The sequence below is a fragment of the Streptomyces sp. NPDC001108 genome (assembly GCF_053598535.1).
On record NZ_JBSFKL010000001.1, the window covers coordinates 327668 to 348029 of the forward strand.

Annotated in this window: 20 protein-coding genes; 7 read left to right on the forward strand and 13 right to left on the reverse strand. The window is 72.5% G+C overall.

The features are described 5' to 3' along the window. Positions 1-43 precede the first annotated feature (43 nt). Complete coding sequence (locus ACWC97_RS01415) at positions 44-2218, reverse strand: putative bifunctional diguanylate cyclase/phosphodiesterase (RefSeq protein WP_450646716.1); 2175 nt, start codon at positions 2216-2218, stop codon at positions 44-46. Further along, the gene (locus ACWC97_RS01420) at positions 2215-3033 is read right to left on the reverse strand and encodes an SAM-dependent methyltransferase (RefSeq protein WP_352280244.1); all 819 of its coding nucleotides are present in this window, start codon (positions 3031-3033) and stop codon (positions 2215-2217) included. The genes ACWC97_RS01415 and ACWC97_RS01420 overlap by 4 nt, the downstream gene beginning before the upstream one ends. A 665-nt stretch (positions 3034-3698) precedes the next feature. On the opposite strand from ACWC97_RS01420, the gene ACWC97_RS01425 reads away from it, so the two are divergent. The 6 genes from ACWC97_RS01425 to ACWC97_RS01450 all read left to right on the forward strand — a co-directional run bounded on the left by ACWC97_RS01425 (position 3699) and on the right by ACWC97_RS01450 (position 8569). After that, positions 3699-4208, forward strand: a complete 510-nt coding sequence (locus ACWC97_RS01425) for a hypothetical protein (protein ID WP_352280243.1) — start codon at positions 3699-3701, stop codon at positions 4206-4208. 16 nt (positions 4209-4224) lie between these two features. Then, positions 4225-4992: a bestrophin-like domain gene (locus ACWC97_RS01430; RefSeq protein ID WP_352280242.1), complete on the forward strand. Its 768-nt coding sequence runs from the start codon at positions 4225-4227 to the stop codon at positions 4990-4992. Between the two features lie 188 nt (positions 4993-5180). After that, complete coding sequence (locus tag ACWC97_RS01435; protein WP_352280241.1) at positions 5181-5576, forward strand: hypothetical protein; 396 nt, start codon at positions 5181-5183, stop codon at positions 5574-5576. A gap of 117 nt (positions 5577-5693) precedes the next feature. After that, complete coding sequence (locus tag ACWC97_RS01440; RefSeq protein ID WP_352280240.1) at positions 5694-6155, forward strand: universal stress protein; 462 nt, start codon at positions 5694-5696, stop codon at positions 6153-6155. Between the two features lie 199 nt (positions 6156-6354). Beyond that, positions 6355-7797: an amino acid permease gene (locus tag ACWC97_RS01445; protein ID WP_352280239.1), complete on the forward strand. Its 1443-nt coding sequence runs from the start codon at positions 6355-6357 to the stop codon at positions 7795-7797. 202 nt (positions 7798-7999) lie between these two features. Beyond that, positions 8000-8569 carry a sigma-70 family RNA polymerase sigma factor gene (locus tag ACWC97_RS01450; RefSeq protein ID WP_352280238.1) on the forward strand — a complete coding sequence of 190 codons (570 nt, stop codon included), beginning with the start codon at positions 8000-8002 and terminating at the stop codon, positions 8567-8569. Here ACWC97_RS01450 and ACWC97_RS01455 read toward each other — a convergent pair. Beyond that, positions 8503-8700, reverse strand: a complete 198-nt coding sequence (locus tag ACWC97_RS01455; RefSeq protein ID WP_352280237.1) for a zf-HC2 domain-containing protein — start codon at positions 8698-8700, stop codon at positions 8503-8505. The genes ACWC97_RS01450 and ACWC97_RS01455 overlap by 67 nt on opposite strands. 125 nt (positions 8701-8825) lie before the next feature. Between ACWC97_RS01455 and ACWC97_RS01460 the strand changes: the two genes are divergently transcribed. Continuing rightward, a complete protein-coding gene (locus tag ACWC97_RS01460) occupies positions 8826-9347 on the forward strand; it encodes a hypothetical protein (protein WP_352280236.1) in 522 nt (173 codons plus the stop codon). A gap of 10 nt (positions 9348-9357) precedes the next feature. Here ACWC97_RS01460 and ACWC97_RS01465 read toward each other — a convergent pair whose 3' ends face one another. The 10 genes from ACWC97_RS01465 to ACWC97_RS01510 form a co-directional block, all read right to left on the reverse strand. Further along, positions 9358-10605 (reverse strand): sensor histidine kinase, encoded by a 1248-nt coding sequence (locus ACWC97_RS01465; protein ID WP_352280235.1) that lies wholly within the window; start codon positions 10603-10605, stop codon positions 9358-9360. After that, complete coding sequence (locus ACWC97_RS01470) at positions 10602-12083, reverse strand: sodium/solute symporter (RefSeq protein ID WP_352280234.1); 1482 nt, start codon at positions 12081-12083, stop codon at positions 10602-10604. Before ACWC97_RS01470 ends, ACWC97_RS01465 begins: the two co-directional genes overlap by 4 nt. After that, positions 12080-12442: a hypothetical protein gene (locus ACWC97_RS01475; protein WP_352280233.1), complete on the reverse strand. Its 363-nt coding sequence runs from the start codon at positions 12440-12442 to the stop codon at positions 12080-12082. Before ACWC97_RS01475 ends, ACWC97_RS01470 begins: the two co-directional genes overlap by 4 nt. Positions 12443-12503: 61 nt before the next feature. After that, a complete protein-coding gene (locus ACWC97_RS01480) occupies positions 12504-13256 on the reverse strand; it encodes a LytR/AlgR family response regulator transcription factor (RefSeq protein ID WP_352280232.1) in 753 nt (250 codons plus the stop codon). A 68-nt stretch (positions 13257-13324) separates the two neighbouring features. Beyond that, positions 13325-14185 carry an Fpg/Nei family DNA glycosylase gene (locus tag ACWC97_RS01485; protein WP_450646721.1) on the reverse strand — a complete coding sequence of 287 codons (861 nt, stop codon included), beginning with the start codon at positions 14183-14185 and terminating at the stop codon, positions 13325-13327. Positions 14186-14221: 36 nt separating this feature from the next. Continuing rightward, positions 14222-15076 carry an amidohydrolase family protein gene (locus tag ACWC97_RS01490; RefSeq protein ID WP_450646723.1) on the reverse strand — a complete coding sequence of 285 codons (855 nt, stop codon included), beginning with the start codon at positions 15074-15076 and terminating at the stop codon, positions 14222-14224. Position 15077: 1 nt separating this feature from the next. After that, positions 15078-15389: an L-rhamnose mutarotase gene (locus tag ACWC97_RS01495; protein WP_450646725.1), complete on the reverse strand. Its 312-nt coding sequence runs from the start codon at positions 15387-15389 to the stop codon at positions 15078-15080. Between the two features lies 1 nt (position 15390). Continuing rightward, positions 15391-16380, reverse strand: coding sequence for an aldo/keto reductase (locus tag ACWC97_RS01500; RefSeq protein ID WP_450647450.1), 990 nt, complete (start codon positions 16378-16380; stop codon positions 15391-15393). Positions 16381-16513: 133 nt separating this feature from the next. Beyond that, on the reverse strand, positions 16514-17902 hold the full coding sequence (locus ACWC97_RS01505) for a wax ester/triacylglycerol synthase family O-acyltransferase (protein WP_352280228.1): 1389 nt from the start codon (positions 17900-17902) through the stop codon (positions 16514-16516). 174 nt (positions 17903-18076) lie between these two features. After that, positions 18077-20143 carry a SpoIIE family protein phosphatase gene (locus ACWC97_RS01510; RefSeq protein WP_450646727.1) on the reverse strand — a complete coding sequence of 689 codons (2067 nt, stop codon included), beginning with the start codon at positions 20141-20143 and terminating at the stop codon, positions 18077-18079. Between the last annotated feature and the right edge of the window lie 219 nt (positions 20144-20362).

Genomic DNA, 20362 nt, shown 5'->3' on the forward strand with positions numbered 1-20362 from the left:
GGCCGGACGGGGGTACGGGCGGCTCTCCCGTACCCCCGTCCGGTCACACCGCGTCGGCCAGCAGCAGCGAGTGGATCCGGTCCGGGGCGCCGGGGCGGGCGTAGTACCAGCCCTGGGCCGTGTCACAGCCGAGCTTGCGCAGCTGTTCGGCCTGGGCGCCGGTCTCGACGCCCTCCACCGTGACGGCGAGGTCCAGGCTGTGCGCCAGCGAGACGATGCCCTCGACGATCTTCAGATCGACCGGGTCCGCCGGGTGCTGCTGCATGCCCATGGTGAACGAGCGGTCCAGTTTGAGCACGCTCACCGGCAGCCGGCGCAGGTTGGCCAGGTTCGAGTAGCCGGTGCCGAAGTCGTCGAGCGCGATGTCGACGCCCATCTCGGCGAGTTGCCGAAGCGGCTTGAGCAGGTCGTCGTCGGCGCCGATGAGCGCGGACTCGGTGACCTCCAGGCAGAGCGCCTCGGGTTCGAGCCCGGACCGCTCCAGCACGTCGACCGTCTCGGCGACCAGCCGGGGGTGGTGGAGCTGGGTCGGCGAGAGGTTGACGTTGATCCGGACCCGGCCGTTGTCGCTGTGCCGGTTCTGCCAGAAGTTGGCCTGGCGCACCGACTCCTCCAGCACCCAGCGGCCCAGGGGCACGATCAGTCCGGTGTGCTCGGCGAGCGCGATGAACCGGTCCGGGCCCAGCACCCCGTGCTGCGGGTGGCACCACCGCACCAGCGCCTCCGCGCCGTGCACGGTGCCGTCGCCGAGATGGACCAGCGGCTGGTACTCGATGAAGAACTCGCCGCGCTCCAGGGCGGCGGGCAGCGCGGTGGTCAGCCCGTGCCGGGTGATGGCCCGGGCGTCCGCCTCGGCGTCGGCGAACTCGAAGCGGTTGCCGCCGGCCGACTTGGCCCGGTACATGGTGATGTCGGCGCTGCGCAGCACCTCGGCGGCGTTGCGTTCGCCCGCCGGGCCCTCGACGACCCCGATGGAGCCGCGCACGGTCAGCTCCCGGCCGTCCAGGCGGATCGGGGAGCCCAGCGCGCCGAGGATGCGGCAGGCGAGTTCGTCGACCTCGGTCTCGGTGTCGGGTCCAGTGGTCAGGGCCACGAACTCGTCGCCGCCGAGCCGCGCGACCATCTCGCCGGGCGCGGTGGCACAGCTCTGCAACCGGTCGGCGACCTCGACGAGCAGCCGGTCGCCCGAGGCGTGGCCGAGGCTGTCGTTGATCGCCTTGAAGCCGTCCAGGTCGAGGTAGCACAGGCCGAAGCGGTTGCCGTCGTCGGCGGAGAGCGCTTTCTCCAACCGCTCGAAGAACAGCGTCCGGTTGGGCAGCCCGGTGAGGGCGTCGTGCGTGGCCTCGTACCGCAGCCGCAGGTTGAGCAGGCGGCGCTCGGTGGTGTCCTCCATCAGGGCGAGCTGGTACTGCGGCCGGCCCTCGGTGTCGCGCAGCAGGGAGACCGTCAGGTTGGTCCACAGCACGGTGCCGTCGTTGCGGTAGAACGCCTTCTCGACCCGGTAGTGCTCGCGTTCGCCGCGCACCAGCTCGTCGTAGTACTTCCACACGTACGGCGGGTCCTCGGGGTGGACCCACTCGTTCACCTTGTGGCTGCGCACATGGTGGTCGAGTCCGCCGAACATCCGGGTGAGGGTGTCGTTGATCTCCAGCACGTTGCCGTCCAGGTCGGCGATGCCGATGCCGATGGCCGCGTCCTTGAACACGGCGCGGAACCGCGTCTCGGTGGCGTGCAGGGCGAGTTCGGCCTCCGTCCGGGCGGTGAGGGCGGAGCGGGCGATGGCCTCCTGCTCGGACCGGGTGCGTTCGCGCAGCGCCCGGGTGAAGCCGGCCGCGAGGGCGTGCTGGATGCGGGCGCAGCGGGCCCGGCCGTCCTCGGCGGGCAGGGTGGTGGTGCCGTCGCTGCCGCAGTAGAGCACCAGATACGCGTCGACGACGCCGAGCGTGCTGCTGAGCGCCTCCGGGTCGGTGCAGTGCGCGGCGACGAGCGCTCCGCCGACCTCGGCGGCGGGGGCCGCGTCGAAGGGGTGCGCGTGCAGGACGGAACTGAGCGCGCGGGCCAGCGGCAGCAGATGCTGCTCGAACTCGGCGCGGGTCAGGGAGGTGGCCGTCGAGGGGAAGATGGCCCGGCTCCAGATGGTGGCGAATCTTCGGAGCCGGCCCTCGGGACCGTCGGGCTCCGTGTCCGGTGTGCCCGACGACTGGGCGGGGATGCTCACGCCTTGCGTCCCACTCCCGCGAAGCCCGAGAACGCGTAGGGGTCCTCCTGCTCCGCGACGACCGGGGTGTCCGGGCGCCAGTGCGGCATCTGCACCAGTCCGGGCTCGACCATTTCGTATCCCTCGAAGAAGCGCGCGATCTCGTCATGGGACCGCATGACCAGGGGCTTTCGGATGCTGTTGTAGACCTCGACCGTGCCGCCGGCTTCCTCCCGGCTGAGCGGTATGCCCTCGTACGAGGCGTGGGTGAGGACGACGAGGCTGCCGGGGGCGAGGGCCTCGCGCAGTTCGGCGAGGGAGCCCAGCGGGTCGTCGGCGTCCTCGATGAAGTGGAGCACGGCGACGAGCAGCAGGGCCACCGGGCGGTCCAGATCGAGAAGTCCGGTTATCTCGGGGTTCTTCACGATCTCCTGGGGGCGGCGGAGGTCCTCGGCGGCGATCACCGCGCGGTCGTTGCCCTCCAGCACGGCCCGGCTGTGCGCGACGGCGACCGGGTCGTGGTCCACGTACGCCACCCGGGCCTCCGGGTCGGCCGCCTGGGCCACTTCGTGCACATTGCCGAAGGTCGGTATTCCGGATCCGATGTCCAGGAACTGGGTGATGCCCTCACTCACCGCGTATCGCACGGCTCGGCGCATAAAGGCGCGATTCGCCTGCATGATCTTGGGCAGCCCCGGCATGAACTCCATGGCCCTGCGGGCGGCTTCCCGGTCCACCTCGAAATTGTGCGAGCCGCCCAGATAGAAGTCGTACATGCGGGACACGCTCGGCACCGAAATGTCTATGCCTCGCGGTGCCCAAGCGGGACGCTCCATCAAAGTCTCCAACAAGTCGCTACGGCGATCCGGCCATGTTCATGGTCAGTGTTGACCAGAGGCTACTGATCGTCCGCCAAGAGAGCGAGCGGAAACGGAAATTAGCCGTCCGTTATTGGTCACACACCACTGGCATGTGCAACCGACCCGTCGCTACGTGTGACATTCGGTACCGATCGGGCGGGCGTCGGGCCATCGACCCATCCGCCCCTCCTGGCCCGGCCGTTGTTATATCCGGGCACGGCACCGGTTTTATCGCGCGGGAAATGGGACGGACCGGACGACACGCCTTGTCCGGTCGCACGGGAGTGGCGCTTCGATTGCGTTCGGTAAAACCACGGTCACCGACTTTATTGGCAGCATTCTTTACCAATACGGCATTGGCGGGCGCCACACCCCTCCGCGCCCCGCCCTTCCACGGCCGCTCCCCCGCCCGTTGCCACACCCCGACCGGCCACGGCAGCAACTCCCTTACCAGACAACCGGGTTGGCCACCACTCCGGCCAGGACCCCGGCCAGGGCATGGAAAGCCGCCGCCACCTGCGCCGATACCCTTCCACCCGGCGCGCGGCCACCGAGGAACCGGCTTCTCCAGATCCCCACCATCAGGCGAATCACGCCCCCGCACCGCGTGTCGCGCGACGCGCCGGTCCATGCTCCGGCTCGTGTACGGATCATTCATAGGACGGTTCGGGGCGGCCCTCGCGCTGCTCTGGCTGCTGGGCACCCCGACGCCCGCACGGGCGGACAGTTGCGCGTACGCCTCCGTCGGCGAGGCCGGTGACGGCTCGTCGTGGATCGCCACGGCGGGAATCGGCCCGTGCTTCCCGAGCCCGACGCCCACACCGGCGCCGCCCGCCCCGCCGCCCTCCTCGTCCCCCCCGCCCGCGCCCGTCCCTCCGCCGCCGTCCCGGCCCGCACCACCCCGGCCGACGCCAGGCCCCGTGGTGCCGCCACCCCCCGCGCCACCGTCCCCGCCGGCTCCCTCGCCCGACCCGACCCCCTCGTCCTCGGCGCGCCCCGCGCCACCCTCGCCGCGCCCGGTGGCGCTGCCCCACTACCGCAGGCCGGAGCGGAAGACCGTACGGCACAGCGGCTCCGTGGTCACCACCACGCTGCTGATCACGGCGCCCGCGGTGTTCGCCGTCGCCGTACTGCGCCCCCGCTCCCGCTGACCTCCGGAGAAAACACATGTCGGAATGGCTTGTTCTCACCCTGGCCATGACCGCGGCCTGTGCCGTCGTCCTGACCATCGCCGTCCTCACCAACCGCCGGGTCCGGGCCGATGACGACCCGTCCGAGACCCCCGACGTCATCGAGTACATGACGATGATGATCGGGGTGGTCTACGCGATCGTGCTGGGGCTCGCCATCGCGGGCGTCTGGGAGGGCCGGGGCGAGGCCCAGGAGTACGTACGCCAGGAGGCCCAGGCCCTGCACGAGGTGCAGGCCCGGTCCTCGGCGTACCCGCCGGAGGTGCGCTCGCGCATCCGCGCCGATGTCGACGCCTATGTGCGCCATGTCGTCGACGACGAGTGGCGGGCGATGAGCGAGCACGGTTCCCTCACCGCCGAGGGGACCCGCCTGCTGGACCGGGTACGGGCCGACGTCACCGATTACCACCCGCGCAACGACTACGAGGGGCAGTCGTATCAGCCACTCGTCGACCAGGTCGCCGCGGCCGACGACGCGCGCAGCGCCCGTGGCCAGAGCGCCGGTGCGACCATGCCCGGCGTGGTCTGGTTCGGCCTGATCGCCGGTGCCCTGGTGACGGTCGGTCTGCTGTTCACGCTCCAGATCCGCAGAACCTTCCGCGAACTCCTCCTGGCCGGTCTCTTCAGTGTTCTGATCGCCTTTCTGCTCTTCCTGATCTGGGACTTCGACACCCCGTTCGGCCGGGACATCTCGGCCACCGCCGAGCCGTTCTTCGATCTGTTCCCGCATGCCACCGGCGGCTGAGGCCGATCCGCCGGGACGGTCCCGGCCGCGTCCGATGCTCCGCCCGGGGGACGCCGGTGCCCCGGGCGGAGCACCCGGTTCGCGGCGCCCCCGGGCGACTCCTAGCGTGTGGCCCGTCGAGGTGCATTTCTGACACTCTGTGGAAACTCGTTCCGCAAGTGCTCCTCGGGGACCCGGAGGACTCACCCATGCGCTCGATACGAGTAGCACCCGTCGCCCTGCTCGGCGCCGCCGCTCTCGTCCCGACGAATCCGGCCGCGTACGCGTACGCGGCGGCGTCGGGAGGCGCGTCGCCCGCGACCGGGGTCACCGTCGCTCCGTCGGTGACCCCGCCGGGACGCCAGGCCACCCTGGCCGCCCGGGGGTGCCCCACCACCGCAACCGCCGGTTCCGGCGCCCTCGGCACGGTCACCGTCACACGTGACGGGTCCGTCGCCGCGAGGGTCGACCGGGACGCGAGGCCCGGCGGCGCCGTCGACCGGATGAGCACCGCCACGACGGCGGTCGGCGCGGCGCCGGCAGTGACCGCCGTCGCCGGAGCCGCCGTGATGGCGCGTCACCGCGAGGAGCGCCGCGCGCACTGACAGCAGGGCAGTGCCGGACGGACGGCACGTCGCCCCGGGTCCTTCCCCAGGACCCGGGGCGACGTACGTCGTGACCCCTCTCCGCAGGTGGCGCAGCCTACGGATAGCCTCACTGCCGTGACAGAACGGCAGCCCCATCAGTTCGAACGTGGCACGGACGGCCCGAAAGTGATCGTCGCGGGCCTGGACGGTTCCGATTCCTCCATGCGGGCGGCGGCGTACGCGGCCGGCCTGGCCCGGCGCCAGGGTGCCGTGCTCGCGTTGGTCTACGTACAGCCCGTGCTCTCCGCCGGGGCCGCGCTCGGCGCGCCGATCGCCGACGCCACCGGCGAGGTCGCCCAGGGGCTGGTGGACGAGATCCGCGAGGCGACGCACCGGATCAAGGACACCTGGAACGTGCGCTGGGAGTTCCACACCTTCCGCGGCGATCCGTACAACGGACTGGTGGCCGCGGCGGACGAGCTGAAGGCCGATGCCGTGGTGGTGGGCGCCTCGGAATCGGCCGGTCACCGCTTCATCGGCTCGGTCGCGGTACGGCTGGTCAAGGCGGGTCGTTGGCCCGTCACGGTGGTTCCCTGACGATTCCGGTCCGAACCGGGACCGAGGAACAGACCGGGGAACGGACCGGGGCGCGTACCCGCTCGGACCGGTCCGGACGAACCCGCGGAAAAGATACGGAATCATCCATTCCGTCCGACGGCACGCCTTCTTTCGCACCAGCCCCACCTGAGCCATCATGAGCGCCCGTCAGGGACAGCCGTCGGTGGAGAGGTGACTCATGGCAAGGCTCCGAGTGGGCGAGGGCGTACTGCGCCGCAAGCCGATCGAGCAGATCGACGAGAAGGGCCCCGAGGGCGGGGCAGTCTCCCAGCTCACCAGAACCCTCGGGCTGTGGCAGCTCACCGCCATCGGCGTCGGCGGCATCATCGGCGCCGGCATCTTCACCCTCGCCGGCACGGTGGCCAACGGCACCGCCGGCCCCGCCGTGCTGGTCTCCTTCCTCATCGCGGGTCTGGCGAGCGCGGCGGCCGCCTTCAGCTACGCCGAGTTCGCGGGCCTGATCCCGAAGGCCGGCTCCGCGTACACCTACGGGTACGCGGTCCTCGGCGAGCTGGTGGGCTGGTTCATCGGCTGGGACCTCCTGCTGGAGTACACGGCGATCGTGGCGGTGGTCGCGATCGGCATCTCCGGCTACTTCAGCTTCCTGCTCGGCGAGGTGGGGCTCGACGTGCCGAAGTGGATGCTCGGCGCGCCCGGCACCGGCGACGGCCACAAGGTGGACCTGTTCGCCGCGCTGCTCTGTCTGCTCGTCGCGTACCTGCTGACCCTCGGCATCAAGAACGCCGCCCGGTTCGAGACGGTCGTGGTGGTGCTGAAGGTGCTGGTCGTGCTGCTGGTCATCGGGGTCGGGGTGTTCCACATCAACACCGCCAACTACAACCCGTTCTTCCCGTTCGGGGTGAGCGGGGCCTTCACCGGCGCGGCCACGGTGTTCTTCGCGGTGTTCGGCTACGACGCCATGTCGACGGCCGCCGAGGAGTCCAAGGACGCCCAGCGCCACATGCCGAAGGCGATCGTGTACTCGCTGGCCATCTCGATGGTGCTCTACGTGGCGGCGTGCCTGGTGCTGACGGGGATGCAGAACTACAAGGACATCGACCCGGAGTCCGGTTTCTCCACGGCGTTCAAGTCGGTGGGGCTCAGCAGCCTCGCCGATGTGATCGCGGTCGGCGCGATCATCGGCATCCTCACCGTGATGTTCACCTTCATGCTCGGGGTGACCAGGGTGTGGTTCTCGATGAGCCGCGACGGGCTGCTGCCGAAGTGGTTCGCCAAGACCCACCCGACCCGGCACGTGCCGACCCGGGTGACCTGGATCGTCGGCGCGGCCTCGGCACTGATCGCCGGGTTCCTGCCGATCGGCGAGGCGGCCGAGCTGACGAACATCGGCATCCTGCTGGCCTTCGTGGTGGTGTGCATCGCGGTGATCGTGCTGCGCTACAAGCGGCCGGAGCTGCCGCGCACCTTCCGTACCCCCGGCATGCCGTTCGTCCCGGCCCTCGGGGTGGTGTTCTCCCTCTGGCTGATCACCTTCCTGCAGTGGCAGACCTGGGTGCGGTTCGTGGTGTGGTTCCTGGTCGGCCTGGTCATCTACTTCGGCTACTCGTACCGGAAGTCGGAGATGGCGAAGGCACCGGAAGCCACCCCGGAGCAGCGCTGACCGGGTCACCGGGCGGCCGGTCGGGGGCCGTCGGGCGGCGGCCGCCCGCGCCGCCGCCCGACCGTTCACCGCACCACTCGCCGCACTGTGCGACCGCTCGTCGCAGAGAACCGCCCGTCGCCTGTTCCTCGGCGCCCCGATGCGTTCGGATACGCGAATCGGCAGTGCGGCGGCAGGGGCCTCGGCGGAAAGGGCGTTCACGATGACCACCACGACGACCGACGAGCGGGCCATCGCCGCGCTCCAGCGGGACCACGGGCCCGCCCTGCTCCACTTCCTGCTGGGGCTGACCTTCGGCGACCGGCAGCGGGCCGAGGACCTGCTCCAGGAGACGCTGGTGCGGGCCTGGCAGCACCCGGAGGCGTTCGACGCCCCGTACGAGTCGATGCGGCCCTGGCTCTTCACGGTGGCCCGGCGGCTGGCGATCGACGCGCGCCGGTCCCGGCAGGCCCGGCCGGCCGAGGTCGGCGACGCGGTGCTGGAGACCACCGCGACCGGTACCGACACCGCGGAGGCCACGGTCTGCGCGCTCGACGTGCGCGAGGCGGTGCGCACCCTCAGCCCGGAACACCGCGCGGTCCTCGTCCAGATGTACTTCCGCGGTCTCACCGTCGACGAGACGGCCGAGGTGCTCGGCATCCCGGCCGGCACGGTCAAGTCCCGGTCGTACTACGCGCTGCGCCGGCTCTCCCGCAGCCTGCCCGGCTACTCCAGCAGGTCCTCCTCACGCACCAGGGCGAGCAGCGAGACCGCTTCCGCGGCCGCCACGTAGTCGGCGGCACAGCGGTCGCAGGACTGAAGGTGCCGGGAGACCTCGCGGGTCTCGCCGTCCGTGAGCGCGTCGAGTACATAGGCGCCGAGCACATGCCGCACGTGCGTGCCCTCCCCGGGGTCGGCGGTCATCGCATCCTCGCATCGTGAGCGGATCCGGTCCCGACGGATCCGGTACTTCTGGCCACGCGGGGCGCACTCCCCCGGTTCAATGCTCCCTGAAGCGCGGTATCGAACAGAGAAAGAGGCACGACAGGATGGGCCCGGAGCGTCAGGACGGAACCGGTGGTGGCGGGCTGCTGGTCCCGATGGACTGGATGTACGCGGAGTACGTCGCCGACACCATGCTGCGGACCGGCGATCTGATGGAGCCGGCCACCTTGGAGTACCGGGCCGGGCGGGACGCCCTGGCGCTCACGGTCTTCCTCTCCGGCGGTGCGGTGCCCGAGGCGCTGTCCGCCGCCCGGCTGGACGAGCTGATCCTGCTGACGGCGTACGGGGCGGCCTGGTCCGGCTGGGTCCGGGAGCGGCTGGACGCGCTCGGCGCGCACCCGGCGGCCGGCGGGGACCCGGACCTGCGCCTGGCGCGGGCCGCCTGGCGGTGGCTGGAGGAGACGGAACTGCTGGCGGCCGACCTGGACGCGATCGGCTCGCCGCCCCCGGCCCCGCCGGAGGAGCGGCCGGACCTCTCCGACCCGGCGCAGGACGCGGCCCAGGTCTGGACTCCGGCCTGGCAACTGGGGCTGCCCCTGGGTCATCTGGCGATCCATCTCCACTGAGCGCCGCCGGTCATGAGCCGTGCACCCCGGCGCGGTACTTCGGCAGCCGTACGGTGATCTTCATCCCGGCGCCGATGCCGGTCTCCATGACGAGCCCGTAGTCGTCCCCGTACACCTGGCGGAGCCGTTCGTCGACGTTGAGCAGGCCGATGCCGGTGGAGCGGCCGCCCTCGCCGCGCAGGATCTGGCGGAGCCGTTCCGGGTCCATGCCGGTGCCGTCGTCCTCGATGACGACCTCGGCCTCGGAGCCCGCGTCGAAGGCGCTGATGGTGATCCGGGTCGCGCTCCTGGTCCCCTCGGCGCCGGAGGTGCCGCCGGTGCCGGCCTCGCTCCGGGCCGCGGGGACCGCCCCTTCGAGGCCGTGCTTGACGGCGTTCTCGACCAGGGGCTGGAGGCAGAGGAACGGCAGGGCGACGGGCAGCACCTCGGGGGCGATCTGGAGGGTGACCGCGAGGCGGTCGCCGAACCGGGCCCGGACCAGCGCCAGGTACTGGTCGATGGAGTGGAGTTCGTCGGCGAGCGTGGTGAAGTCGCCGTGGCGGCGGAACGAGTAGCGGGTGAAGTCGGCGAATTCCAGGAGGAGTTCGCGGGCCCGCTCGGGGTCGGTGCGGACGAAGGAGGCGATGGCGGCCAGTGAGTTGAAGATGAAGTGTGGGGAGATCTGCGCCCGCAGGGCCCGGATCTCGGCCTCGATGAGCTGTGTGCGGGAGCGGTCGAGCTCGGCGAGTTCCAGTTGTACGCAGGCCCAGCGGGCGACCTCCCCGGCGGCCCTGGCCAGGACCGCGGATTCGCGGGGCGCGTAGGCGACCAGGCTGCCCAGCACCCGGTTGTCGACGGTGAGCGGTACGGCGACGGCCCAGCGCAGCGGGCAGTCGAGGTCGTCGCAGTCGCTGCGGAAGGCGGTGTCCCGGCCGGTGGCGAGCAGGTCGCGGACCTGGTCCATGACGGGGCGGCCGTGGTGCTCGCCCTCCCCGTCCCAGACGAGGACCCGGTCGCGGTCGGTGAGGCAGAGGGCGTCGGTGCCGAGCAGGGAGCGCAGTCGTCGGGCGGCCTTGCGGGCGCTCTCCTCGGTGAGCCCGGCGCGCAGCGGGGGTGCGGCGAGCGAGGCGGTGTGCAGGGTCTCGAAGGTGGCGTGCTCGACGGGGGTCCCCACGTCGCTGGTGCGCAGCGGGCGGGCGGTGCGGCGGCCGAGCAGAAACCCGGCGCCGAGCAGCAGGAGGGCGAGCAGGACGAGTGCCGCCCAGCCGGCTCCGGTCATCGGTGTCTCCCGGAGGTGAGCGCTTCGGGCAGGTGGAAGCGGGTCATGGCGGCGTTGGTGCCGGGAGGGATCCGGCTCGGGGTGGCGAGGGAGACCAGGACCATCGCGAGGAAGCCGACCGGTACGGACCAGACGGCGGGCCAGGCGAGCAGTGCGTGCGGCCAGCCGGGCGGCTCCACCGCGCCGCTGACGGTGATGGTGACGGCCAGGAACGCGGAGCCGCCGCCGAGGAGCAGTCCGGCGACGGCTCCGGGCGGGGTGAGCCGCCGCCACCAGATCCCGAGGACGAGCAGCGGGCAGAAGGAGGACGCGGAGACCGCGAACGCCATGGCCACCGAGTCGGCCACCGGCACCCGGCTGACCAGCAGCGAACCGGCCAGCGGCACGCACATCGCGAGGAGCGTGGCCAGCCGGAAGTGCCGGACCCCGCGGGAGGGGAGCACGTCCTGGGTGATGACCCCGGCGACGGCCATGGTGAGCCCGGAGGCGGTGGAGAGGAAGGCGGCGAAGGCGCCCCCGGCGATGAGCGCGCCGAGCAGGTCGCCGCCGAGCCCGCCGATGACGCGTGCGGGCAGCAGCAGGACGGCGGCGTCCGCGTCCCCGCCGTGGACCAGCTCGGGGGCGTAGAGGCGGCCGAGTGCCCCGTAGACCGGGGGCAGCAGGTAGAAGACGCCGATGAGGGCGAGGACGGCGACCGTGGTGCGGCGGGCGTCGCGGCCGTTGGGGCTGGTGTAGAAGCGGACGACGACGTGCGGCAGGCCCATGGTGCCGAGGAAGGTGGCGACGATCAGCCCGTAGGTGGCGTACATCGGGTGCTCGGCGCGGAAGACGGGGAGCTGCTCGGTGAAGGTGACCCGGGGGCTGCCGTCGCCCCGCCAGGCGAGGACCAGGAAGATCGCGGGGACCAGGAGCGCGGTCAGCTTGAGCCAGTACTGGAAGACCTGGACGAAGGTGATGGAGCGCATGCCGCCCGCGGCGACGGCCACGACGACGACGGAGGCGACGAGCACGTCGCCGAGCCAGCCGGGCGCCCCGGTGAGGATCTTGAGGGTGAGGCCGGCGCCCTGGAGCTGCGGGACGAGGTAGAGCCAGCCCGCGGCGACGACGAAGACGCTGACCAGTCTGCGCACCGTCCGCGACTCCAGCCGCCCCTCGGCGAAGTCGGGCAGGGTGTACGCCCCCGAGCGGCGCAGCGGAGCGGCCACGAAGACCAGCAGGACGAGGTACCCGGCGGTGTAGCCGACCGGGTACCAGAGCATGTCCGGGCCGTGCACGAGGACCAGTCCGGCGATGCCGAGGAAGGAGGCGGCGGAGAGGTATTCGCCGCTGATGGCAGCGGCGTTGAGCCGGGGGCGCACGGTGCGCGAGGCGACGTAGAAGTCGGAGGTGGTGCGGGAGATGCGCAGTCCGAAACCGCCGACGAGCACGGTCGCGAGGACGACGACGGCGACCGCCGCCACCGCGTACGTACGGCTCACGGGGTGGGGCGGCCTTCCACGAGCCGGGCGAAGTCGCGTTCGTTGCGCTCGGCGCGCCGCACGTACCACCAGGCGATGAGGGTGAGCGGCGGGTAGGCGGCGAAGCCGAGGACCGCCCAGACCAGCGCCGAGCTGTGCAGGGCCTCGAAGACCAGCGGCAGGGTGGCGACGACCACCGCGACGACGGTGAACGCGGTCAGTCCGGCCCGCAGTTGTCCGCGCATCAGCGAGCGGACGTACGCGCCGCCGAGCGCGGTCTGCTCGTCGATCTCCGACTGGGTGCGGTAGCGCGGCAGCGGGCGCACCCGCCGGGGCTCCCCCGTCACCACTTCGCGCCGGGGTGTTGGCTCTGCGGACATGGGGCCGGAGTGTACGCAGCCCCGGACCGCCGTGGGAAGGCCGGATTCCGGCGGGAGGTGGTCAGCGGCCGGTCTGGCGCATCAGCAGGTCGCGCAGGGCGCGGGTGTGGCGGCGGCTGACGGCGAGTTCGGCGGTGCCGATGCGGACGCTCATGCTGCCCGCGTCGAGGCGGAGTTCGTCGATCCGGCCGAGGGCGACCAGGTGGCGGCGGTGGATCCGGACGAAACCCCTCGACCGCCAGCGCTCCTCCAGGGTGGTCAGCGGGACGCGGACGAGGTGGCTGCCGGTGGCGGTGTGCAGCCGGGCGTAGTCCCCCTGGGCCTCGGCGTAGGCGATGTCGTCGACGGGGATGAACCGGATGACTCCGCCGAGTTCGACGGGGATCTGGTCGCCGGGGGTGTCGAGCACGGGGGCGGTGCGGTCGCCGACCTGTTCGGCGACCCGGCGCACGGCTTCGGCCAGCCGCTCGCGGCGTACGGGTTTGAGCACGTAGTCGACGGCCTTGAGGTCGAACGCCTGGACGGCGAAGCCCTCGTGGGCGGTGACGAAGACGATGAGCGGGGGTGCGGCGAATCCGGCCAGCAGTTGGGCGACGTCGAGGCCGGTGAGGCCCGCCATGTGGATGTCGAGGAAGACGACGTCGATGGCGGCCGGGTCGTCCGGGCCCGCCTCGACGGCGCCGCCGATGCGGCGCAGTGCCTCGGTGGCGCCGGTGGCCCCCTCGGCGCTGCGGATGCGGGGGTCGGCGCGCAGGAGGTAGAGGAGTTCCTCCAGGGCGGGTTCTTCGTCGTCGACGGCGAGTACGCGGAGCATGGCCGGAGTGTAGAGCGCACATCGGGCCGCGGGGACCGGTCGAGGCACGGATCCGCTCTCCGTCGCGGTCATTTGAGCAGCCGGGACATCCGGCGGTCGGCCAGCGGCCGGCCGCCGGTCTGGCAGGTCGGGCAGTACTGGAGCGAGGAGTCGCTGAACGACACCTCGCGGATGGTGTCGCCGCAGACCGGGCACGGCTCGCCGGTGCGCCCGTGGACCCGCATCCCGCTCCGCTTCTCCGACTTGAGGTCCTTGGCCGCGAGCCCGGCGGAGCGGGCCACCGCGTCGTCGAGCGTGGTGCGCAGGGCCGTGTGCAGCCGGGTGATCCGGTCCTCGGTGAGGTCGGTGGTGAGGAGGTACGGCGACATCTTCGCGGCGTGCAGGATCTCGTCGCTGTAGGCGTTGCCGATGCCGGCGATGAGCGACTGGTCGCGCAGGGCACCCTTGAGGCGGCGGCGCTCGCGGCCGAGCAGGGCGGCGAACGTGTCGCGGTCGAAGGCGTCGTCGAGCGGGTCGGGGCCCAGCCGGGCGATGCCGGGCACCTCGGCGGGGTCGCGCACCAGGTACACGGCGAGGCGTTTGGTGGTGCCGGCCTCGGTGAGGTCGAAGCCGTCGCCGCCGGTGAGGACGGTGCGCAGGGCCAGGGGGCTCTTGCCGGGGCGCGGCGGGACGGCGGGGAAGGAGTCCCTCCAGCGCAGCCAGCCGGCCCGGGCGAGGTGGGTGATCAGGTGGAGCGGCCCGGCCTCGACGTCCAGGAACTTTCCGTGCCGGGCGAGGCCGGTGACCGTGGCGCCGTGCAGGGCGGTGAGCGGCGGGTCGTAGGTCTTGAGCACGCTGATGTTGAGCGGCAGGACGCGGTCGATCTCCCGGCCGGCCAGATGGTCGTCGAGGAAGATCCGCAGGGCTTCGACCTCCGGCAGTTCGGGCATGGTTCCAGACTGCCAAAGAGCCCGGCGGGGCGCCTGTCAGAGCCGGTAGATCCGTTCGGCGGTGGTGGCGAGGACCTGGGCGCGCTCGTTCTCGCCGAGGGTGTCGGTGAGGCGGTACGCCGTGTCGACGACCTCTCCGTACGTCGCGGCGAGCCGGCAGACGGGCCAGTCGGAGCCGAACATCAGCCGGTCGGGCCCGAAGGCGTCGAGGACGGTGTCGGCGTACGGGCGCAGGTCGTGCACGGTCCAGCCGCGCGGATCGGCCTCGGTGACCAGCCCGGAGAGCTTGCAGACTGTGTTGGGGCGGGCGGCGAGGGCCCGTACGTCGTCGGCCCAGGGCCGCGGTTCGCCGGTGGCTATGGGGGGTTTGCCCGCGTGGTCGAGGACGAAGGTCAGTCCGGGCACCAGTTCGGCGGCCCGGACGGCGGCGGGCAGCTGGTGGGCCCGGACGACGAGGTCGTAGACGAGACCGGCGTCGGCGACGGCGCGCAGTCCGCGCAGTACGTCGGGGCGGAGCAGCCAGCCGGGGTCGGGTTCGCCCTGGACCTGGTGGCGGATGCCGACGAGCCGGTCGCCGCCGGGGAGCGCGCGCAGGGCGGCCAGGGTGTCGGCGACGTCGGGTGCGGTCAGGTCGCACCAGCCGACGACCCCGGCGACCAGGTCGCTGCCGTGGGCGAGGGCCAGGAACTCGGGGGTCTCCTCGGCGACGGTGACGGTCTGGACGAGGACGGTGGCGCGCACCCCGGCGGCACGGGCCTCGGGTTCCAGGTCGGCGAGGGTGAAGTCGCGGCGGAGCGGGGCGAGTTCCTCGCCGGTGATCCAGTCCTGGTCCCGTACCGCGAGCTCCCACACATGGTGGTGGGCGTCGACGATGCCCGGTCCGGTGGTCATGTCACAGCTCCCAGGCGACCGGGAGGCCGGCCCCGGCGCCCTCGGCGGAGTAGTCGTGGGCGACGTCGAGCAGTTCGTCCATCCGGGCCTGCCAGGCCACGTTGACCGGGAGCTGTTCGAGTTCGGCGAGGAGGGCCGCGTAGTCCGCGCACTCGATCACGTGGAAGAGGTCGGTGCCGCTGCGCCAGATCGTCCAGGAGGTGGCGCCCGCGGCGCGGATCGCGGTGGTGAGTTCGGCGGGGACCTCGCGGTGGGCGGCCTCGTACTCCGCTATGCGGTCGGCCCGGACCTTGGTGTGCAGGGCGATTCTCATGTCAGTTTCCGTTCTCGGTGAGCAGGCCCTCGGCGCGCAGCTCCTCCCAGAGCTGGTCCGGGACGGCGCGGCGGAGCAGGTCGGCGGCGTCGCGCACCTCGCCCGGGGAGCGGGTGCCGACGAGGACTCCGGCGACGGCGGGGTGGGCGAGCGGGTAGTGGAGGGCGGCGGCCCGCAGCGGGACGCCGTGGCGTTCGGTGACGGCCTTGATGCGCAGCGCCCGGTCCACGAGGGCGCGCGGGGCGGTGGTGTAGTCGTACGTGGCGCCGGGGCGGGGGTCGGCGAGCAGTCCGGAGTTGAAGACCCCGCCGACGACCACGGAGCGGCCCCGGGCGGCGGCCTCGGGCAGCAGCTCGTCGAGGGCGGACTGGTCGAGGAGGGTGTAGCGCCCGGCGCAGAGGACCACGTCGGCGTCGGTGTCGCGCAGCAGGCGGGTCAGCATCGCGGTCTGGTTCATCCCGGCGCCGATGGCTCCGACGACGCCCTGGGCGCGCAGCCTCTCCAGCTCCGGGTACGCCTCGTCGAAGGCGGCCCCGGCGTGGTCGTCCGGGTCGTGGAGATAGGCGATGTCGATGCGGTCGAGACCGAGCCGTTCCAGGCTCTCCCCGATGCTGCGGCGGACGCCCTCGGCGCTGAAGTCCCAGCGCCGGACGTGGGTGGCGGGGACGGCGAAGCCCTCGCTGAGCCCGTCGGGGCCGGGTCCGGCAGCGGCCCCGGCGGGGAGCGGGTCGAGCACCCGCCCCACCTTCGTGGACAGGACGTACGAGTCGCGGGGGCGGTGGCGCAGGGCCTCGCCGAGCCGCCGTTCGGAGAGGCCGAGCCCGTAGTGCGGCGCGGTGTCGAAGTAGCGGACGCCCTCGTCCCAGGCGGCGTCGACGGCGGCGGTGGCCCTCTCCGGGTCGACGGCGGTGTAGAGGTTGCCGATGGCGGCGGCCCCGAAGGACAGCTCGGTGATCTCCACCGCGCTCTTTCCCAGCGTGTTGCGCCGCATGCTTCCGCCGCCCTCCCCGATGATCGCTTCCTGCACAGAGCGAATATTCATCGGATCACTCGGGCACGTCAACACCCGGGCTGCCATCAGATCCGGCAGTTCTCGGGAAATCTGTCCGATCTCTGGACGGCTCCTATGGTTGTTCGACGGGTCCGGGGCGGGGGGCCGCGACGGACGGCAGCAGCGCGAGCAGCTCCGCCACCTCCTCGTCGGCGCAGCGCGCCAGCCGCTCCAGGTCGGGCAGCGCCTCGCCGTCGGCGACCAGCCCGACCCGCACCCGGCCGCCGTACGTGGCGAGCGCGACGGCGAGCGCCTGGCCCCGGGCGAGGGGCGCCATCGGGTAGACGGCGCGCAGCGGGCAGCCACCCAGCGAGAGCGCCGAGCGCGGCAGGGGAACGCTGGTGACCAGGACGTCGAAGAGCATCCTGGCCGCTCCCTGGGCGAACGGGGCGCCGAAGCGGTGGGCCAGCGAGGGGAGCTGGTCGGCGAGGACGGCGACCGCCCCGGCGCCGCGCAGCGGGCCCGCTGCCTTGTTGCGGTCCATGGCGGAGCGCACGGCGTCCAGCCGCCGCCAGGGGTCGGGGTCGCGGACCGGGAGGTCGAGCAGATAGCCGGAGAGCAGGTTCCCGCTCGTCGCGGACCGGCCGGGCCTGCGCCGGGAGACCGGGACCAGGGCGCGCGGGTCCTGGCCGGGCAGGGGTTCACCGCGCTCGCCCAGCCAGCGGCGCAGCGCCCCGGCGACGACCGCGAGCAGGACGTCGTTGACGGTGCCGCACGCGGCGCGGCGGATGCGGCGGAGGGCGTCGAGGTCCAGGTCGGCGGTGGCCAGCCGCCGAGTGCCGCTGGAGGGCGCGGTGAGCGCGGGGGTGCCGCGCGGGTCCAGCCGGCTGGCCCGCACCATGGAGGCGCCGACGCCGAAGGCGCGCCCGAGGTCCTCGATCCGGCGCAGCGCGAGCGGGCCGGGCGGCCGGGAGCGGGACGGAGCGGGGCGGGACCGGCCGACCGGGGCGTGCCCGGCGGCGATCTCGTCGAAGATCCCGGACCCGATGGTGACCGCGCGCATGCCGTCGGCCAGCGCGTGGTGCAGTTTGACGAGCACCGCGAAGGGGCCGCCGGGGGCGCCGTCGATCAGGTACATCTGCCAGGGCGGCAGCCCTCGTTCGAGGGGCCGTTCCATCAGTTCCCCGGCGAGCCGGGTGGCACCGGCCATGAAAGCGTCGCCGTCCTCCTCCCCCGGGGCGGCCCCGGTCAGCCGTAACCGGTGGACGTGCCGGCGGACGTCGAAGTCCTGGTCCGTGAACCAGGCGGCCCCGCCGACCGGCAGCAGCACGTCCCTGACCCGCATCCGCAGCCGTGGGATGGCCGCGGCCCGGCTGCCCAGCAGGGCCAGCACCGCCTCCGCGTCCGCGGCGGGCGGCGTGGCCGGGTCGAAGACCGCCAGCGCGCCCAGGTGCATCGGATGGGCGGCGGATTCGAGGTGCCAGAAGGCCAGGTCGAGCGGGGCCAGCAGCTCAGTGTCCAACGGGTCCTCATGGGGGCGCGGCGTCGCCGGAAGGCGGCGGAAGACAGAACCGACGGAACCGCAGTCAATCGCTATGGTCGATTACGGTCAAGTACAGACATGTAGCGATCTGTTGCGGTCGGACAGTGCGGCCCTGGCTTCACTCGGGTGCCGGGGCGTCCGCCGCGTACGCGGTCACCCGGGTACCGGGATGACGAACTCGCACCAGACGCACTTGCCGCCGCCCCGGGACTCCACGCCCCACAGGTCGGCCAGCCGGTCCACCAGCATCAGCCCCCGCCCGGAGACCCCGGTGTCCCCCGCGTCACGCCGTCTGGGCAGCGCGCTGGAGCGGTCCTCGACGTCGACCCGCAGGCGCCGTTCGGGGCCGGCGAGCACCCGGACCGTGACGATGGCCCCGCCGTCGGTGTGCATCAGCGCGTTGGTGATCAGTTCGTCGGCGGCCAGCTCGATCTCGTCCGCCCGCTCCTTGGCGCCCCAGGCGCGCACCGCCGCCCGGACCATGTGGCGGGCGGAGCTGAGCGCCTCCGGGTCGTTCTGGGCGACGTGCTGCTGGAGACGGCCACCGGGCTGCGGGGCGTGCGCGGCCTTGCGGCGCAGCAGCAGGACCGCGACGTCGTCCTCGCCCCCGCGTTCGTCGACCGCCGCGCAGAGCCGGTCGGCGAGCCGCTGGAGGTCCTGGGGGCCGTTGCGCACCATGGCGGTCAGCAGGTGCACGCCCTCGTCGAGGTCGGCGCCCGGCAGTTCCACGAGTCCGTCGGTGAAGAGCACCAGGGTCTGGCCGGGGTCCAGCTCCACGGTGCTGACCGGGTACTCCAGCCGCCCGAACTCGGCCGAGAGCCCCAGCGGCAGCCCGCCCTCGACGGAAAGCCTGCGGCAGTCGCCGTCGCTCTCGCGCACCAGCGGGTCGACATGCCCGGCCCGGACGAGCTGCACCACTCCGGTCGTCAGGTCGGCCTCGGCGTAGGTGCAGGTCGCGAAACGGTCCGTGTCCAGCTCGTGCAGGAAGACCGAGGCCCGCGCCATCACCGTGGCGGGGCTGTGCCCCTCCGCCGCGTAGGCCCGCAGCACGATGCGCAGCTGCCCCATGACGGCCGCGGCGTGGGTGTCGTGTCCCTGGACGTCCCCGATGACGGTGCCGACCCGGCCGCCGGGCAGCGGGATCACGTCGTACCAGTCGCCCCCGATGTCCCGGCCGAGCCGGGCCGAGCGGTAGCGGACGGCGATCTGCGCGCCGGGGACGTCCGGGATCCGGCGGGGCAGCATGGCTTGCTGGAGCCCCTCGGCGAGATCGTGCTCCTGCTCGTAGAACATGGCCCGCTGGATACTCTGCGCGATCGAGCTGCCGAGCGCGATCAGCAGGTTCCGTTCGTCCGGGGTGAAGCCGCTCTTGTCGCGGTAGAGCAGGCCGAGCGCGCCGATCGGACGGGCCTGGGCGACCAGCGGCAGATAGGCGGCCGCGGTGATGCCGAGGTGGCTGATGTGCGGCCACAGGATCGGGTACGAGGCGGCGAAGTCGGCGGCGGAGTCGATGAAGCGCGGCACGAGCGTGCGCACCACCTCGCTCATCGGGTACTGCTCGTCCGTCCGGGTGTACCTGGTGCCCGGCACGAACGATCCCTCCGGGCCGTCCGCCACCAGATGGATGCGCCCGGACTCCATCAGCCCCATCACCAGGCTGGTCGCGCCGAGGAGCGCCAGGCCACGGGAGTTCTTCAGCACCTCGATGACGTCGGCGACGGTCCGGGCGTGCGCCAGGGCGGCCGTGGTGGCGTCGACCAGGCTGGTGCGGCGGCGGCGCTCCAGGTCCAGTTCGTGGCGGGCGGTGGAGTCGGCCAGCTCCTGGGTCGCGTCGCGGACGATTCCGATGATCCGGCGGGCGCGGCCCTCGCCGTCGCGCCGGATGAAGCCCTGGGTGTGCGTCCAGCGCAGACCGCCGTCGCGCCGCCTGATCCGGAAGTACGCGCCGTAGTTGGCCTGCCCGCCCCTCAGCGCCCGCGCGACCATGCCGTCGAGCCGTTCGCCCTCCTCCGGCGGCACCCGGACGGCGAGCGATTCCGGCCGGTCGTCGTACTCCTCCGGCCGCAGGTCGAACACGTCGAGCGCGGGCCGGTCCATGTGCATGAGGCCGCTGTCGAGATCCCAGTCGAAGCTGCCCATACGGTTCAGGGCGAGGCTGAGATCCGGGTGGGCGGGCCAGTCGTCCGGGAGTGACAGGGCACCCGCTACCCGATCATCCATGTGGGTCACTCTGCCATCATTTGTCCGTTTCTTCGAGCGAACCCCGCGCGGTCGGGCGAATCACCCGAGCACCACCCGGCCGCCACCGCGGACCGCCCCGCGACGCCGACCGGCGGGACGGGGCGTCTCGCAGGGCGAACCGGACGTGGCACCCGGACGGGCAGCGGATACCGTATCCACGGGCACGGTAAGTCCAGCCTTACCTTTACCCTGAGCTGC

Excerpts from the sequence above, each read along its gene's own strand:
- ACWC97_RS01485 (WP_450646721.1), bottom strand. The coding sequence starts at position 14,185 with ATGCCCGAACTGCCGGAGGTCGAAGCCCTGCGGATCTTCCTCGACGAC.
- ACWC97_RS01420 (WP_352280244.1), bottom strand. The coding sequence starts at position 3,033 with ATGGAGCGTCCCGCTTGGGCACCGCGAGGCATAGACATTTCGGTGCCG.
- ACWC97_RS01445 (WP_352280239.1), top strand. The coding sequence starts at position 6,355 with ATGGCAAGGCTCCGAGTGGGCGAGGGCGTACTGCGCCGCAAGCCGATC.
- ACWC97_RS01455 (WP_352280237.1), bottom strand. The coding sequence starts at position 8,700 with ATGACCGCCGACCCCGGGGAGGGCACGCACGTGCGGCATGTGCTCGGC.
- ACWC97_RS01510 (WP_450646727.1), bottom strand. The coding sequence starts at position 20,143 with ATGGATGATCGGGTAGCGGGTGCCCTGTCACTCCCGGACGACTGGCCC.
- ACWC97_RS01480 (WP_352280232.1), bottom strand. The coding sequence starts at position 13,256 with ATGCTCCGCGTACTCGCCGTCGACGACGAAGAACCCGCCCTGGAGGAA.
- ACWC97_RS01450 (WP_352280238.1), top strand. The coding sequence starts at position 8,000 with ATGACCACCACGACGACCGACGAGCGGGCCATCGCCGCGCTCCAGCGG.
- ACWC97_RS01495 (WP_450646725.1), bottom strand. The coding sequence starts at position 15,389 with ATGAGAATCGCCCTGCACACCAAGGTCCGGGCCGACCGCATAGCGGAG.
- ACWC97_RS01460 (WP_352280236.1), top strand. The coding sequence starts at position 8,826 with ATGGGCCCGGAGCGTCAGGACGGAACCGGTGGTGGCGGGCTGCTGGTC.
- ACWC97_RS01465 (WP_352280235.1), bottom strand. The coding sequence starts at position 10,605 with ATGACCGGAGCCGGCTGGGCGGCACTCGTCCTGCTCGCCCTCCTGCTG.
- ACWC97_RS01500 (WP_450647450.1), bottom strand. The coding sequence starts at position 16,380 with ATGCGGCGCAACACGCTGGGAAAGAGCGCGGTGGAGATCACCGAGCTG.
- ACWC97_RS01430 (WP_352280242.1), top strand. The coding sequence starts at position 4,225 with ATGTCGGAATGGCTTGTTCTCACCCTGGCCATGACCGCGGCCTGTGCC.
- ACWC97_RS01435 (WP_352280241.1), top strand. The coding sequence starts at position 5,181 with ATGCGCTCGATACGAGTAGCACCCGTCGCCCTGCTCGGCGCCGCCGCT.
- ACWC97_RS01475 (WP_352280233.1), bottom strand. The coding sequence starts at position 12,442 with ATGTCCGCAGAGCCAACACCCCGGCGCGAAGTGGTGACGGGGGAGCCC.
- ACWC97_RS01490 (WP_450646723.1), bottom strand. The coding sequence starts at position 15,076 with ATGACCACCGGACCGGGCATCGTCGACGCCCACCACCATGTGTGGGAG.